This window comes from Ligilactobacillus sp. LYQ60, from assembly GCF_045033015.1.
Lineage (GTDB): Bacteria > Bacillota > Bacilli > Lactobacillales > Lactobacillaceae > Ligilactobacillus.
The window spans coordinates 60671-75135 of sequence record NZ_JBJFZV010000004.1 but is presented as its reverse complement, the minus strand read 5'-3'; the positions used below and the strand labels follow the sequence as shown (position 1 = coordinate 75135).

Annotated in this window: 17 protein-coding genes and 1 pseudogene; 12 read left to right on the top strand and 6 right to left on the bottom strand. The window is 51.1% G+C overall.

The features are described 5' to 3' along the window. Positions 1 to 73 precede the first annotated feature (73 nt). From ACI3EZ_RS05025 to ACI3EZ_RS05000, 6 genes and pseudogenes are all read right to left on the bottom strand, one after another. Positions 74 to 351: pseudogene (locus tag ACI3EZ_RS05025) on the bottom strand (type II toxin-antitoxin system Phd/YefM family antitoxin). A gap of 129 nt (positions 352 to 480) precedes the next feature. Continuing rightward, a complete protein-coding gene (locus ACI3EZ_RS05020) occupies positions 481 to 753 on the bottom strand; it encodes a type II toxin-antitoxin system RelE/ParE family toxin (protein WP_405024329.1) in 273 nt (90 codons plus the stop codon). Then, positions 753 to 983, bottom strand: a complete 231-nt coding sequence (locus ACI3EZ_RS05015) for a DUF6290 family protein (protein WP_405024330.1) — start codon at positions 981 to 983, stop codon at positions 753 to 755. The genes ACI3EZ_RS05020 and ACI3EZ_RS05015 overlap by 1 nt, the downstream gene beginning before the upstream one ends. Before the next feature lie 325 nt (positions 984 to 1308). Then, on the bottom strand, positions 1309 to 2643 hold the full coding sequence (locus ACI3EZ_RS05010; protein ID WP_405025742.1) for an aminopeptidase C: 1335 nt from the start codon (positions 2641 to 2643) through the stop codon (positions 1309 to 1311). Positions 2644 to 2687: 44 nt separating this feature from the next. Then, positions 2688 to 3374: a ribose-5-phosphate isomerase RpiA gene (rpiA, locus tag ACI3EZ_RS05005; RefSeq protein WP_405024335.1), complete on the bottom strand. Its 687-nt coding sequence runs from the start codon at positions 3372 to 3374 to the stop codon at positions 2688 to 2690. After that, positions 3375 to 3674, bottom strand: a complete 300-nt coding sequence (locus ACI3EZ_RS05000; protein WP_405025741.1) for a GNAT family N-acetyltransferase — start codon at positions 3672 to 3674, stop codon at positions 3375 to 3377. 125 nt (positions 3675 to 3799) lie between these two features. Here ACI3EZ_RS05000 and ACI3EZ_RS04995 point away from each other — a divergent pair, with 125 nt between their 5' ends. The 12 genes from ACI3EZ_RS04995 (at position 3800) to ACI3EZ_RS04940 (ending at position 14446) form a co-directional block, all read left to right on the top strand. Further along, positions 3800 to 4336 (top strand): dUTP diphosphatase, encoded by a 537-nt coding sequence (locus ACI3EZ_RS04995; protein WP_405024337.1) that lies wholly within the window; start codon positions 3800 to 3802, stop codon positions 4334 to 4336. 33 nt (positions 4337 to 4369) lie between these two features. After that, a complete protein-coding gene (gene radA, locus ACI3EZ_RS04990) occupies positions 4370 to 5746 on the top strand; it encodes a DNA repair protein RadA (protein ID WP_405025740.1) in 1377 nt (458 codons plus the stop codon). Positions 5747 to 5764: 18 nt separating this feature from the next. Next, positions 5765 to 6874: a PIN/TRAM domain-containing protein gene (locus ACI3EZ_RS04985; protein WP_405024339.1), complete on the top strand. Its 1110-nt coding sequence runs from the start codon at positions 5765 to 5767 to the stop codon at positions 6872 to 6874. Between the two features lie 10 nt (positions 6875 to 6884). Continuing rightward, the gene (locus tag ACI3EZ_RS04980) at positions 6885 to 8174 is read left to right on the top strand and encodes a DUF1002 domain-containing protein (protein WP_405024340.1); all 1290 of its coding nucleotides are present in this window, start codon (positions 6885 to 6887) and stop codon (positions 8172 to 8174) included. A 96-nt stretch (positions 8175 to 8270) separates the two neighbouring features. Next, the gene (gltX, locus tag ACI3EZ_RS04975; protein WP_405025739.1) at positions 8271 to 9770 is read left to right on the top strand and encodes a glutamate--tRNA ligase; all 1500 of its coding nucleotides are present in this window, start codon (positions 8271 to 8273) and stop codon (positions 9768 to 9770) included. A 192-nt stretch (positions 9771 to 9962) separates the two neighbouring features. Continuing rightward, positions 9963 to 11378 (top strand): cysteine--tRNA ligase, encoded by a 1416-nt coding sequence (cysS, locus tag ACI3EZ_RS04970; protein WP_405025738.1) that lies wholly within the window; start codon positions 9963 to 9965, stop codon positions 11376 to 11378. Beyond that, positions 11375 to 11776 carry a Mini-ribonuclease 3 gene (locus ACI3EZ_RS04965; protein ID WP_405024343.1) on the top strand — a complete coding sequence of 134 codons (402 nt, stop codon included), beginning with the start codon at positions 11375 to 11377 and terminating at the stop codon, positions 11774 to 11776. Before cysS ends, ACI3EZ_RS04965 begins: the two co-directional genes overlap by 4 nt. After that, positions 11776 to 12510 carry a 23S rRNA (guanosine(2251)-2'-O)-methyltransferase RlmB gene (gene rlmB / locus ACI3EZ_RS04960; RefSeq protein ID WP_405025737.1) on the top strand — a complete coding sequence of 245 codons (735 nt, stop codon included), beginning with the start codon at positions 11776 to 11778 and terminating at the stop codon, positions 12508 to 12510. Before ACI3EZ_RS04965 ends, rlmB begins: the two co-directional genes overlap by 1 nt. A 70-nt stretch (positions 12511 to 12580) precedes the next feature. Beyond that, positions 12581 to 12730 carry a 50S ribosomal protein L33 gene (gene rpmG / locus ACI3EZ_RS04955; RefSeq protein ID WP_283582109.1) on the top strand — a complete coding sequence of 50 codons (150 nt, stop codon included), beginning with the start codon at positions 12581 to 12583 and terminating at the stop codon, positions 12728 to 12730. 16 nt (positions 12731 to 12746) lie between these two features. Next, positions 12747 to 12911: a preprotein translocase subunit SecE gene (gene secE, locus ACI3EZ_RS04950; RefSeq protein ID WP_405024345.1), complete on the top strand. Its 165-nt coding sequence runs from the start codon at positions 12747 to 12749 to the stop codon at positions 12909 to 12911. A 113-nt stretch (positions 12912 to 13024) separates the two neighbouring features. Beyond that, on the top strand, positions 13025 to 13579 hold the full coding sequence (nusG, locus tag ACI3EZ_RS04945) for a transcription termination/antitermination protein NusG (protein ID WP_405024346.1): 555 nt from the start codon (positions 13025 to 13027) through the stop codon (positions 13577 to 13579). 30 nt (positions 13580 to 13609) lie between these two features. Beyond that, positions 13610 to 14446, top strand: a complete 837-nt coding sequence (locus tag ACI3EZ_RS04940; protein ID WP_405024347.1) for an alpha/beta hydrolase — start codon at positions 13610 to 13612, stop codon at positions 14444 to 14446. Positions 14447 to 14465: the final 19 nt, after the last annotated feature.

Here is a 14465-nt window from a genome sequence, read left to right as displayed (position 1 = left end):
ATGGTGGGTTTTAACCGACCAAGCCGTTTTAAGCCGACGTTAAAAATTGCTCGGGGCCTGAACTTTAATCGCTTTATTTAAATTGCTCCCAGTAGGCGTCATCGGCCGCAATAATTGGATCATCAGGTAAAACATGACGCTGAATTAGCTGGTTCCGCGCTACTGCATAGTCCAACTAATCCTCCTTTGCTTGAAGGGCCTTTTCCACCCAGTACATTTTTTCCTGGGAGATTACCGCAACGCCGCGGCTATTTGCTCGTGCAATATATATGGTTTTGTCCTCATCGTTAACTCGGTCTAAATGTTTTTTATGTGCGCTTTAAAATCGCTTTGGGTCAATGCCACTACCATGTTATTCACCCCCGTGTACTTTATTTTGTTATTGTCAGCAATTACTGCACAGGAACTTTGCTGATGTTCCATGGTTGATTTCTTGGGTTTTACCTGTTCAAACGATAAGGATTACTCATAATTAACAAATTAGCGTTTGTAAACATCACTCCGTTTCCCTGCTTTGACTACGACGACGGTAAAGATGTTATCTCGAATATCCGCAATGACCCGGTAGCTTCCGACCCGATAACACCACAGTGTTCCGAGTTTGCCTTCTAACGCTTTTCCCCAGGGGCGGGGATTATCGCTTCCTTCAATGTGTGAATCAAGCCACGCAATAATTCGCCGTTGAACAGGTTTATCCAGTTCCTTCTGGAAGTCTTTAAAGGCTTTTCGGTCAAATTCCCATGTAAATTTCATTATTGCAGTCCTAATTGTTTTTTCACGTCATCCCGTGAAACGGTTTCTCCGTGGGAGGCCTGCATATTACGAACAGCGTCCTGATAATCCAAACTATCTGCAAGTTTTTCTAAAACTGCATCCCGCATGTATTCGGTGGGTGATTCACCGTCTAAAGCGGCTTGTTTATGGATTAGATTCAAAACGCTTTTATCAAAGCGGATGGTCGTGGATTTGGTAGAAGTTGTCATTTTAGCGCCTCCTTAAAATTACTAACAGTATTCTATCACATTAGAATGCAAGTGCGTTCTTTCATCATGCCTTTCACGTAAGATGACCGGACGAGCAGGTTGAAGCCCGGGTTAACGCACTTTGCGGGAAAATGAAGCAGCAGGCAAGTCACTTGGGTGGAAGGGTTGAAAGTGTTGGCGAGCAGATCAGTGCTGTTAGTTTAGGCAACTAGGCGGACGCTCTCACCGAAAAGCTTCATACTGAGGCATCCCGGTTAAAATAAGAAAACAACGCAGCGAACCATCTCGTCCGCTGCGTTGTTTAATATCCTATTTAACTATGCTGTTATGCCAGTGATCCCATTGGATCCCATGGCTTCAGCATCGTTGGTTCTTCGTTGAGAACCTGCTTGAGTTCGTCCGGCAAGTACTTCTTGTTAACAACCACCTGGTAGCAGTATTCTTCCATCCAGTCGTTGCTCATGACAAAGAAGCCCTTTGTGCCGACCTTGTCACCCCAGGAATTTTCAACCTTCCACTTGGTTGGCTCGCCGTCGACCAGGTCCACACCGGTGAGTACCATGGCGTGGGTCATAAGGCTCTGACAGTAGTCCAACCGGTCTGCTTTGGACATGGAGAAGTCCACGTCAAAGAGTTCGTCCTGGTGGTAGAGGTTGGTATCCATGATTCCCTTCTTGCGGTCGGATTCCTTGCCGACGTCGCAACCAAACCAAACACTTTCGCCAGCTTCGAGCTGCTTGATGGCGATCTTCCGGAACTCGTGCATGTCCACGTTCAAGTGCCGCACTTCCCGGCCACCGACTACGTTCCCGAGCATTTCGACCGTGTACATGTGGTTATACGGCTTGTCCTTGGTTGGCCCGTTAATAATGGAAACGTAGTCGCTCAGGTTCCAACCAACGTACTTGTCGAAGAACTTCTTTGGCGTCAGGTTGGTGTCGCGGTGGAAGTTGTTGTCCTTGTCGCGGTACTCGAAGTCAAAGGTTGTTGGTGGCTCACCGAAACTGTAGGCCAGCATCCGGTAAACTTCCGTCAGCATCTTTTCCTTGCGGGTCGCAATGTCGTCATCCGTAGCGTTGGCGGCAACCATTTCCCGCAGTTCAACGGCGTCCTTGCGCAGCTTCAGGTTTAACATGTCGTTGATTTCCGTTGAGTTGGATGAATTAACCGTTTCCGGCATTACGCTCTGCGGCACAACCCCGTACTTTTCGATGATGGCCATGATCATGTCCCACTGGCCGCCGTCCTGCTGGGGCGTAGTCATCAGCCAGGCTACTTTCCGGTCGCTGGTCGGCAGGTCCGCTGTTTTCAGCACGTTTTCGTAGAAGTAGTTGGCTTTCTCCAGCTTGTCCCAGAAGAACGTGTAATTCTGGGAAAGTTCAAAGTTATCGGCCACCTTGTATTCTTCCCGGATAGCGTGCCGCATCGTGTTGAGGCAGGCAAACATCCAGCACCGGCCCGACCGTTTTTGGTCGGCCACTTTTCCGGTATCCAGGTCAATGGAGAAGACCGGCTCCATCTTAGTTGCAGCCTTGTAGTCCGTTGCGGAGGCAAGAATTCCGTTCTTCGCCACGCTGCGGGCAATGACCGCGGCGTCTTTCCGGTTTTGGAGGTTATCCCGGAACCGCCCTAGTTCATCAGTACTAATTGATTTACTCATGAAAATTCTATCCTTTCTCTAATAATACTTTCATTGTACTCCTTTTATTTCCGGGCGTGAATAATTTCCGGTCCGGCCGGATGGCCTACGATGATTGTATTTACGACGTCCAAGAAGAGACCTTGTTCAACAACCCCGACCTGGTTGATCAGGTAGTCTTGCAGGCCGTACGGATCGGTGATTGGATTAACGTGCAGGTCGATGATCCAGTTATTTGAATCCGTTCGGGCAAAGTCGCCGGTCTCATCCCGTCGAAATACTGGGTTTAATCCCCGGGCGCTAAACTTGTTAAAGAGCTGTTGGCTCCCGTATGGGATCACCTCAACTGCTAGTGGGAAGCTGCCCAGCTGCTGGCGCATCTTACCCTCGTCAACAATCCAGATGTTTCGGTCTGAATTGGTGGCCACAATCTTTTCAAAGAGGAGGGAAGCGCCCCCGCCCTTGATCCCCTGGAAGTCCTTATCAATCTCATCAGCGCCATCAATGGTGAGGTCAATGTGGTCGACGTCATTAATAGATTTTAGCGGAATTCCAAGCTGTTTAGCCTGGTTTGCCGTTCGCTTTGACGTTGTTACTCCCGTGATGTGGAGGTCTTCGTTGGCGATTCGCTTTCCAAGAGCGGCCACCATATATGTAGAGGTACTTCCGGTTCCAAGGCCGACAATCATGCCGTCCTCAATGAATTCAACGGACTTTTGCCCCACCATCTGCTTTAACTCATCCTGCGTCATCTAAAATTCCTCCTCGTCGTGTGGATAGTAGGCCGCCTTGCGGTACTGCGGTTCCTTATCCAAGAAGTGCTCCGTAAAACTGCACAACGGAATGAATTTCTTATGTTCCGCGGCGATCTTGTCGAGTAGCTTCTTAGTCATCTTAGCTGCGATAGTTGATCCGCGGTGGTTGGGATCAACCCACGTGCGCTCAATTACATAGGTCTGGTCATCATCAATCATGTGCCAGCCGATTTCACCGACGCGCTGTCCTTGATCATCCAGGCACCGCACCCGCGTGCTTCGCCATTCATACTTCAAATTTACCGCCTCCATTCCATGCGCTATTATACCATTTTTTATGGGGGATTCCCCTACAAGGAATACTACTCGGAACCAGGACTTAGTGGTAAGATGAATGTACTTATATAAAATGGAGGAAAACGATGAAACGAGGATTTGAACGGGTTAGTTCGTACGACCCACAAGACGTCCATTTACCGGTCCGGGCAACGCAGCACGCAGCGGGTTATGACTTGTTTGCGGCGCGGGACTTTACGCTTCCGAGTATTTGGCGGCGTCCCTTTTTGAAGGTGTTGGCTGCTTTGCGCCGGGAGAACACCGTTACGGACGCTGCGCTGGATGATGCGTGGGCGGTCTTAAAACCATACCTGGTGCCAACCGGCGTAAAGGCGTATATGCAGGATGATGAGTTTGTCCTCATTGCCGACCGATCAAGTGGCCCGTTGAAGCGGGGATTGATCCTCCCTAACGGCATTGGGGTGGTGGATGCGGACTACTACAACAACCCCAACAATGAGGGTGAGTTGTTTGTTCAGCTGTTAAATTTTGGCGTTCGTGACTACCACGTTAAGCAGGGGGAACGGATTGCCCAGGCAATTTTCATGCCGTACCTGCGGGCGGATGACGAACAAACACCGTTAGCCAAGCGCACGGGTGGGTTCGGAAGTAGTGGTAAGTAACTAAAACACAAAGCGGAGAAGGGAGGCGGTCTGGTGGCCAAGGCAAAGACGAAGTACGTTTGCCAAAAGTGCGGGTACGTGTCGCCGCGGTATCTCGGACGGTGTCCGAACTGTGGTGAATGGAATACCCTCGTTGAAGAGGTGGATCACCCGGAATCCCACCAGGCAGCGGTGGCGCACCGTACAATGGCAGGACGCACCATTAAGCCAGAACTAATCGGACAGGTTACAACGACGGAAACCCCACGAATTAAAACGCAGCTTGCTGAGTTGAACCGTGTTCTGGGCGGGGGCATCGTTCCGGGATCACTCGTCCTCATTGGGGGTGATCCTGGTATCGGAAAATCCACGCTTTTGCTACAGGTATCTGGCCAGCTCGCAGAAACGAAGCAGAAGGTGCTGTACGTTTCCGGGGAAGAAAGTGCCGTTCAGATTAAAATGCGGGCTGACCGGTTAGGAGTTGGCGGCGACCAGTTTTACCTGTACCCTGAGACGGACATGGGGGCAATTAAGGAAAATATTGCCAGCCTTCACCCGGATTTTGTAGTGATTGATTCCGTGCAAACGATGCAGGAACCGGATATGACCGCGGCGGTCGGCAGCGTTTCCCAGATCCGGGAGGTGACCGCCGACCTGATGCGGATTGCGAAGGAAAACGGAATCACGATTTTTATTGTCGGCCACGTAACTAAGGAAGGGGCGCTTGCCGGGCCGAAGATTCTGGAACACATGGTTGATACCGTGCTGTACTTTGAAGGGGACCTTCATCGGAGTTACCGGATTCTTCGGGCGGTCAAAAACCGGTTTGGCTCGACCAATGAGATTGGGATTTTTGAGATGCGAACTGGTGGGCTCCGTGAAGTGGCCAACCCCTCCGAGATTTTCTTGGAAGAGCGGCTTCGCGGGGCCACTGGCTCGGCCGTGGTCGTCTCCTTAGAGGGAACCCGCCCAATCTTGGTTGAACTTCAGGCGTTGGTAACCCCAACAGCCTTTGGAAATGCCAAGCGAACCACGACGGGGCTTAACCATAACCGGGTAGCCCTTATCATGGCCGTTCTGGAAAAACGGGCGGGGATGTTGCTTCAAAACCAGGACGCTTACCTGAAAGCAGCCGGTGGGGTGAAGCTGGACGAGCCAGCAATTGATCTGGCCCTGGCGGTTAGCATCGCGTCAAGTTACCGGGACGTCGAGACGGCGGCGACCGATTGCTTTATCGGCGAAGTCGGGTTGACCGGAGAAATCCGCCGGGTTAACCGGATTGAAGAGCGGGTTAACGAGGCGGCTAAACTCGGGTTTAAGCGGGTGATTCTCCCGCAAAATAACCTGCGGGATTGGACGCCGCCCGCTAGAATTAAATGTGTTGGGGTGGCAACAATTAACGATGCGCTCCGGATAGTTTTCAATAAGTAGGAATTGAGGTGCATTAATGTGCGCAAGAAAATCATTATGATTGTATTTGCCCTCCTTGGTTTGGGGGGCGGGTACACGTTTTTACCATATCTGTGGCAACTCGGCGGTATTTATCAGCCTGTGATTAACAACCCCCTAACAGACATGCTGATTGGGCTGGTTGTGATGGGGTTAATGATGGTGGTGTTTGGTAACCTGGTTGACCGGATGCTGGCCCGGGTTGAGAAGCGGCTTACCCAGCAGAATCCAGCGGCCATTGCAGCCATCTCCCTATCGGTGATTGTAGGAATGTTGATTGCGGCGCTGGTTTCTAGCTTGTTTTCTCACTCCCACTTATTCTTTATGAACACGGTGTTACCGGTGATTTTGATGCTGTTGTTTGGGTATGCCGGGTACGTGTTTGGGCGCAACAAGTTTGGTGACCTTGATCCGGCCTTCTTTAAGCGGCTGATGCACCGGGATCGGCCGGCGGGGGACGTCCTTGAACGGAAGGTGGACGATCATTTCCATAAGTATAAGCTTTTGGACACCAACATTCTGATTGACGGGCGAATTTATGACCTCGTAAAGACTGGCTTTATTGAAGGGGTCTTAGTGGTCCCTAACTTTGTATTGTATGAGTTGCAATACATTGCGGATGCGGGCGATAGTATCAAACGGGTTCGGGGCCGGCGCGGACTGGATATTTTAAACAAACTCCGGAAGGAAAATGACGTGCCGGTAAAAATGTATGAGGGTGATTTCCCGGACATCCAAGAAGTTGACAGCAAGTTAATTAAGTTAGCAAAGATGATGGATGCAGTGATCGTCACAAACGACTATAATCTCAATAAGGTCTGTGAGTTCCAGAACGTTGAGGTTCTTAACATTAACGCATTGGCGAAAGCACTTAAGCCGCGGGTGATTCCGGGGGAGAAGCTGACTGTCATGGTGATTAAGAACGGAACCGAACGCCACCAGGGGGTTGCGTACCTGGATGATGGAACGATGATTGTGGTTGAAGACGGGCGGTATTACATGAATAAGACCATTGAAGTGGAGGTCACAAGCGCCTTACAGACCGATGCCGGCCGGATGATTTTTGCCAAACCAACGCACTCGAAGCGGGAGCTCCGGGAAAAGAATTAGGAGGATAAACATGAAGTTAAACAAGTTAATGACAGCAAGTATGGTGGGGTTAGCACTCTTAGCCGCAACACCGGTGGCGTGTGCTGATGACGTAACGGGGGATAACGCTAATTCTTTGACCACGACACAGCAGTCAAACCAGAGTGCACCCACTTTTAATAATGGGGGCCAATCCGTTCAAACCAAGCAGCTCAGCAAGCCATACATGGTCTTTGGGGCGGGCTTATCTGATAGTGAGCGGCAACAGGTTGCCCAGGTTCTGGCAGGGAATAGTAGCGCCGCTAACTTCACGAACCTGACGGCGACGGGGCAGGACTATGGCCAGTACGTGGGTAATGGGCAGGCAACGACGGACTCAGCCATGATTAGTTCAGTGGCCCTTCAGCCGGCTGATCCGGGAACGGGCATTAACGTCTCCATCAAGGACTTTGACGGTAAGGACAACATTACCCAGGTAACCCCCCAGCAGTACGCCATGGCAGCGGCTTGTGCCGGAGTAAAGGATATGAACATTGTAGTAACGGCAAACACGTCGGTTTCTGGGACGTCTGCTTTAACTGGGGTGTACAAGGCCCTCGCGGTTGACGGCATTCAACTGAACAGTAAGAACACAACGGCAGCAAACGGCTTGTTGCAGGCCACCCAACCCGCTGTTCAGGCTAACCAGGGTGATTCCCAGTACTCCGGAAAACTAGTCCAGGCGGTCTTGGCCGTTGCCCAGCAGGTGGCGCAGGACCGGCAGAATGGCAAGATGGATTCCGCCGCTGAGATTCAGAGTATGTTAATGAAGCAGCTGCAAAAGCAGGGAATTGCCGGGGAAACTCCGCAGTCGGCGATCGCTCAGATTGTCCAGGCCCTGGTTAACTTTGAGCATGCCCCGGTTGCGAAGACCAGCACGGTTGTTAATACGATTAAAAACGTCCAACACAACGTGGCTAACAACCAAAACGGAAACATGATTAACGCCAATGACTGGAAGAACGCCCACATGAATTTCTTTGAACGGCTCTGGAAGATGATCGTGCACGCCGTTAACGTTTATATCTTACGGCACAATCCGACAAAGGATGCTTCTACCGAAAAGAGTCAGGAGGATCAAAATAGTGGGGTAAGTGCGGCTAGTTCAACGGCAAGTTCATCCGAAGTGCAAAGTTCATCCGCGGCTCAGGATCAGTCAACGGCCGGTGATGAGCAGTCCAGTGGGGTCATCCAAAAACAGTCGACCCAAAAACAGGATGAAAAGGCACCTGCATCCCAGGATAATGACCAACAGGCCAGTGGAGCTGTTAACCAGCAGTAGTTGCGGAACGTAGGGGAGCATTGTAGAATTGAGAAGACTGGTAGGCGGGGGTGCCCCGCCTACTGTGAGATTATTACGAAGAAAGAGGCGCTCATTTTGGCAGAAGCGGAACAACCACAAAAAATTCGTGTGCGGTACGCACCGAGCCCGACAGGACATCTTCACATCGGGAATGCCCGGACAGCCCTGTTCAATTACTTATTTGCCCGGCATAATAACGGAACGTTTGTAATTCGGATTGAGGATACTGATACGAAGCGAAACGTTCAAGACGGGGAAAAAAGCCAGCTTAATAACCTGAAGTGGCTGGGGATTGATTGGGACGAAGGCCCGGATAAGCCGGGTGACTTTGGCCCGTACCGGCAGTCTGAACGGCGGGAAATTTACCAACCGTTAATTCAAGAACTGCTTGACAAGGGAATTGCCTACAAGTCATACATGACTGAAGAGGAGTTGCAGGCTCAGCGGGAGCAGCAAAAGGCCAACGGCGAAGCTCCGCGCTACGTATACGAATACGCGGGGATGAGCGCCGCTGAAATTAAAGCTAAGCAGGAAGCGTGTGCGGCCAAGGGACTGAAACCGGTTATTCGGATTCATGTTCCGGCTAATAAAGTTTACGAGTGGGATGACATGGTTAAGGGTCACGTTAGCTTTAAGTCTGAGACTATCGGGGGCGACTTTGTCATTCAGAAACGGGATGGGATGCCGACATACAACTTTGCCGTTGTTGTTGATGACCACATGATGGAGATTACCCACGTACTGCGGGGTGACGACCACGTTGCCAATACCCCCAAGCAACTAGTGGTTTATGAGGCTTTCGGGTGGCAGCCGCCCCAGTTCGGTCACATGTCCTTAATCATTAACGCTGAAACAGGCAAGAAGCTCAGTAAGCGGGACGAGACGGTGCTCCAGTTTATCGAACAGTACCGGTCTCTGGGATACATGCCGGATGCGATGTTTAACTTCATCACGCTGCTTGGCTGGTCACCCAAGGGTGAATCAGAAATCTTTACGCGCAAGCAGTTTATCAAGATGTTTGATTACAAACGGCTGAGCAAGTCGCCAGCGGCCTTTGACGTTAAAAAGCTTGAGTGGGTCAATAACCGTTACGTCAAGTTAGGAAACGAGGATACAGTGGTTGATCTGGCCCTCAAGCAGCTGATTAAAGCCGGCTTAATTAAGGAGGATCCGGACGTTGCGACGATTGAGTGGGCCCGGAAGCTCATTAACCTGTATAAGCGGCAGATGTCTTACATGGGACAAATTGTTGAAATGGCGGATATCTTCTTCAACATTCCTGCTAAATTAAGTGCTGCTGACCAAGCGGAACTGGCTGATGAAAACGCCACTTTAGTAGTTGAAGCGTTTAAGAAGCGTGTTGAGACAATGCCGTTGTTTGATGCAACGGAGATTCAAAATGCTATTTGGGACGTTCAGCATGAGACGGGTGTGCGGGGGCGGAAGCTCTACATGCCAATTCGGATTGCGGCCACCCGCTCCATGCACGGTCCGGAGATTGGGCCGACCATCGAGTTGTTTGGGCGGGACAATGTCTTGAAGTACATCGACCAAACGCTTGCCGAAATTAACTAGGCGGGGCGCGGGACCACGGAGAGGGGATAACAAAGGTTCTGGTTAACTTAATAACCGGATTCCCAATTGAACGAGCTGAATGGGAGTTCGAAAGCCGCCAAATCGCTGCTACGTGATTCGTTCGCTTTCTTGCTTTCATCACGCTCGTTTTCTTTGTTTTGCCATACCTGCTTTTTGTTAGGGGGAATTCCAGTGATTCAGATTTATAACACGCTCACAAATCGAAAAGAACAATTTACACCGCGGGATCCAAATGAGGTCTTGATGTACGTTTGTGGTCCAACAGTATATAACTATATTCATATTGGAAACGCCCGGAGTGTTGTGGCGTTTGATACGATTCGCCGCTACCTGGAATACCGCGGGTATACCGTTAGGTTTGTTTCCAATTTTACCGATGTTGACGATAAGATTATTAAGGCCAGTCGGGAAACGGGAATGACTGTTAATGAATTGACGGATAAGTACATCAGTGCGTTTTATGAGGACACGGCTGCCCTCAACGTTAAGCGGGCAACGGGAAACCCGCGGGTTCGCGAAAATATTCCCGCAATCATTGACTTTATCCACCAGCTCATTGATAAGGGATACGCTTATGTCAGCGCGGGGGACGTTTATTACCGCACCCGTAAGTTCGCCCACTACGGGGAACTTTCCGGGCAAACGATCGACGACCTTGAGCAGGGCGCAAGTGCCCGAACGGATGCGCGCGACCAGGACAAGAAGGAGGATCCACTCGACTTTGCTCTTTGGAAAGCGGGAACGCCCGGCGAGATCAGCTGGGATGCACCGTGGGGTAATGGACGCCCGGGTTGGCACATCGAATGTTCGGTGATGGCTACCAAGTACTTAGGGGCCACGGTGGACATTCATGGTGGTGGCCAGGACCTTGAGTTTCCGCACCACGAAAATGAAATTGCGCAAAGCGAAGCGGTTACCGGTAAGCCGTTTGCCCGTTATTGGATGCACAACGGTTTTGTAACGGTGGGTACGGAAAACGAGAAGATGAGTAAGTCGGCCGGCAACTTTGTGACGGTCCACGAACTGCTTAAGCAGGTCGACCCGCAGGTACTCCGGTTTTTGATTGCTACTGTTCAATACCGCCATCCAATTCAGTACAGTGAAGTTAGCCTGCATGAAGCAGAAGCTAACCTGACAAAGCTGCGAACGGCGGTGGCAAACGCTCGTTTCCGGTTAGCAACTGCCCACCCAGGCCACGACGCGGGCGTTGAGGAACAGTTTGTTACCCTGGAAACGCAATTTAAGGAAGCGATGGATGACGATTTCAACGCGCAAAACGGAATTGCAGTCGCGTACGAAATGGCTAAGGTGCTTAACACGTACAGTGCTCGGAATAACGTTTTCCGTGAGACGCTTACGTTGTTATTGGATCACTTCACCACGGTAATGGCAATTTTTGGAATTACTTTCCCAGCTGAAACGACGCGGGCGGATGACGACGCCCAAATTGAAGCGTTGATTGCCAAACGGGAAGCGGCTAGAAAGCAGCGTGATTTTGCGACGAGTGACCAAATTCGCGCTGAATTGAAGGAACAGGGGATTATTCTTGAAGATACTCCCCAGGGAACGAGGTGGAAACGCGCATGAGTGACGTTGACTATCAACAGTTAAACGGGATTGCCCTGGCCTACATCGGGGATGCCATCTATGAAGTGTATATTCGGCGGCACCTACTAGCTAGCGGAATTAGCAAACCGACAAAGCTCCACCACCGGGCGACCCACTACGTTTCGGCCAAGGCACAGGCGTTTTTAATCGATAAGATGGAAGCAGAAAATGTGATGACAACGACCGAACGGGAATTTTACCGGCGGGGACGGAATGCTAAGAGTCATACTTCCGCAAAGAACACGAACGTGGTCACTTACCGGATCTCAACCGGATTTGAAGCGTTGTTTGGGTACCTCTTTTTAAGTGGGCAACAGGAGCGGTTGACTGAGCTGGCTAACTGGTGTATCCAAACGGTTGAACGGGAGGGAAAGTAATGGCAGCGGACTTTATTATGGGCAGGCACCCCGTTATGACGGCACTTAAGGCCCACCAGGAAGCTAATAAGTTGTTTGTTCAGGCGGACTTAAAGGCGGATGCGGTGCGTACGATGATGCAACTGGCCAAGCAGCAACACATCATTGTTAGTTCCGTGCCGAAGCAGAAGCTTGATTGTCTGGTGGCGGGGCAAAACCATCAGGGCGTTGTGTTGGCAATTGCGGCGTACGAATACGCAACGGTCGATGACCTGTTTGCCCGGGCAGAAGCGCGGGGTGAGGCGCCGTACCTGTTGATGCTGGATGGGATTGTTGATCCACACAACCTCGGTTCAATTTTGCGGACGGCTGATGCAACCGGGGTTCATGGGATTATTATCCCTAAACGCCGGGCCGTTCAACTCACAGCCACGGTCGCCAAAACGTCCACCGGGGCCATCGAACACGTTCCGGTTGCCCGTGTTACCAACATGGTGCAGACGGCGAAGATGCTGAAGGAACGCGGGTGTTGGTTGTTTGGCACCGATATGGAAGGAACTGATTTCCGGCAATGGCAAGCGAAGGGGCCAACCGTTGTGGTAATTGGAAATGAAGGGCGGGGAATTACCCCCCTTCTTAAAAAAACGTGTGATGAAATGCTGACCATTCCGATGACCGGGCACGTTCAAAGCCTCAACGCTAGTGTGGCAGCAGGACTCGTCATGTACCAGGGGTTTACGTCTCGGCGGGGGTAGCGCCGGAAATTGACACGCTTCCCGCGTTTATGATAGGGTAGCTAGGGATAACGTGTGAGGAGTGATCAGCATGGCACAAAAGCGGGTAGCACTTGCATGCTCCGTGTGTGGTTCACGGAATTATACGATTGCGGCGAACCCCCAGCGGGTTGAGCGGCTTGAAGTTAAGAAGTTTTGTCGGTACTGCGGGAAGCATACGCTGCACCGGGAAACAAAGTAACGGAGGAACGGCAGAAATGAAGTTTATTAAGGGTGTTATTCAGACCATGAAGGACACAACATGGCTGAACTTCCGGCAGACAATGCATTCAACCGACATCGTAGTGATGTCATCAATTTTGTTTATCATATTTTTTGCGCTCGTTGACTGGGCAGCCCAGATGATTGTTGGGGCGCTTTAGGCGACACTAGTTGCGGGGATTCGTGCGGTTTTGTATAATACGATTGAAGCGAAAAATCTTGTTGCGGCAAGGTTTTTTTATTTTACCCTAATGAATTTAAGAGGAGCTTACTTATGACGACAACAGAAAACGAAAAGAAGTGGTACGTTCTGCACACGTACTCTGGTTACGAAAACAAGGTTAAGAATAACCTGGAATCACGGACAACCTCAATGGGGATGCAGGACTACATCTTTCGGGTAATCGTACCGGAAGAAGAGGAACACCACCAGCTGAAGGACGGGAAGGACAAGGTTGAAATGGAAAAGACTTTCCCGGGTTACGTTCTGGTAGAAATGGTTATGACGGACCAGTCCTGGTACGTTGTTCGGAACACTCCGGGGGTCACCGGGTTTGTGGGGTCGCACGGATCCGGCAGCAAGCCGGCGCCGCTGCTGGATGATGAAATTCAATTAATTTTACGGCGGCTCGGAATGTCCACGCGCCACATTGACTTCAAGGCGGATGTGGGCGATACCGTTCGGATTATTAACGGCGCGTTTAGCGGCCTGGAAGGCAAGATTACGGCCATTGATCACGAAAAGATGAAGTTAAAGGTTAACATTGATATGTTTGGGCGGGAAACGGCAACAGAACTCGATTTCGATCAGGTTGATAAGGTCAACTAGTTTAATTTAAGGGGAAAAGAGGTGGTGGCCATGACACGACGGAAATGGGGTCAGGGACTAAGCAGTGCGGGCCTGCTTGCCGGCGGTAGTCACTGGCTCAGCCACCATGCTTCGCCCTGTGTGAAGCCGGGCAAATGGCGGGTCCCCGTTTTATTTATTCCGGGATATAGGGGTAATCGGTTTTCTTTTGGCCCGATGATTAGGCGCTTTGTGAAACACGGCTGGGGCGCTCAGGTAGCGACGGTGTGGCTTGATCAGGGGCGAATTACCCGGGTTCGGGGTGAACTGGCAACCAGCGACTTGGTTCAGGTTTTGTTTGTCCAAAACCGGGGACCCGTAGAGATTCAGGTTTCGGATTTGCGGGGATTGTTGCGGGCGCTTTATCACCTTGGGCGGAGAGAAGTGCAGGTGGTTGCCCACTCAATGGGTGGGGTTGCCCTGTTACATTACCTGGTAACTCATAATGTCCACATGGAGCCGGTGATTCAACAAGCGGTCACAATTGCCGCGCCGTTTAACGATACCGATCCGGGTAAGACGAATTGGGCCCACATTGAGGACTATGCGCTGACCTCAGCTGGTCCAACATACCAGACTCCGCGGTACCGGCATTTGCAACGAAACCACGCGGCAATCCCGGCGACCACCAGGTTTTTGAACGTTTACGGTGAGCTGCACGCCCATACTGATGGGTCCGTGGGGGTTAACTCCGCCCGGGCACTCCAGCATTTGGTGCCGGCTTCGCGGTATCAGGAGCATAAGTTTACCGGGCTATTAGCCCAGCACAGTCTGTTACACCAGAACGCGATGGTTGACCGGTTAATTGCCACGTTTCTCGGCCGCAGGGGCTTGTCGGTTAAGGATTAACATGGTAGACTATTCAAGT

Excerpts from the sequence above, each read along its gene's own strand:
- ACI3EZ_RS05020 (WP_405024329.1), bottom strand. The coding sequence starts at position 753 with ATGAAATTTACATGGGAATTTGACCGAAAAGCCTTTAAAGACTTCCAG.
- ACI3EZ_RS05015 (WP_405024330.1), bottom strand. The coding sequence starts at position 983 with ATGACAACTTCTACCAAATCCACGACCATCCGCTTTGATAAAAGCGTT.
- ACI3EZ_RS05010 (WP_405025742.1), bottom strand. The coding sequence starts at position 2,643 with ATGAGTAAATCAATTAGTACTGATGAACTAGGGCGGTTCCGGGATAAC.
- rpiA (WP_405024335.1), bottom strand. The coding sequence starts at position 3,374 with ATGACGCAGGATGAGTTAAAGCAGATGGTGGGGCAAAAGTCCGTTGAA.
- ACI3EZ_RS04995 (WP_405024337.1), top strand. The coding sequence starts at position 3,800 with ATGAAACGAGGATTTGAACGGGTTAGTTCGTACGACCCACAAGACGTC.
- ACI3EZ_RS04980 (WP_405024340.1), top strand. The coding sequence starts at position 6,885 with ATGAAGTTAAACAAGTTAATGACAGCAAGTATGGTGGGGTTAGCACTC.
- ACI3EZ_RS04965 (WP_405024343.1), top strand. The coding sequence starts at position 11,375 with ATGAGTGACGTTGACTATCAACAGTTAAACGGGATTGCCCTGGCCTAC.
- rlmB (WP_405025737.1), top strand. The coding sequence starts at position 11,776 with ATGGCAGCGGACTTTATTATGGGCAGGCACCCCGTTATGACGGCACTT.
- rpmG (WP_283582109.1), top strand. The coding sequence starts at position 12,581 with ATGGCACAAAAGCGGGTAGCACTTGCATGCTCCGTGTGTGGTTCACGG.
- secE (WP_405024345.1), top strand. The coding sequence starts at position 12,747 with ATGAAGTTTATTAAGGGTGTTATTCAGACCATGAAGGACACAACATGG.
- nusG (WP_405024346.1), top strand. The coding sequence starts at position 13,025 with ATGACGACAACAGAAAACGAAAAGAAGTGGTACGTTCTGCACACGTAC.
- ACI3EZ_RS04940 (WP_405024347.1), top strand. The coding sequence starts at position 13,610 with ATGACACGACGGAAATGGGGTCAGGGACTAAGCAGTGCGGGCCTGCTT.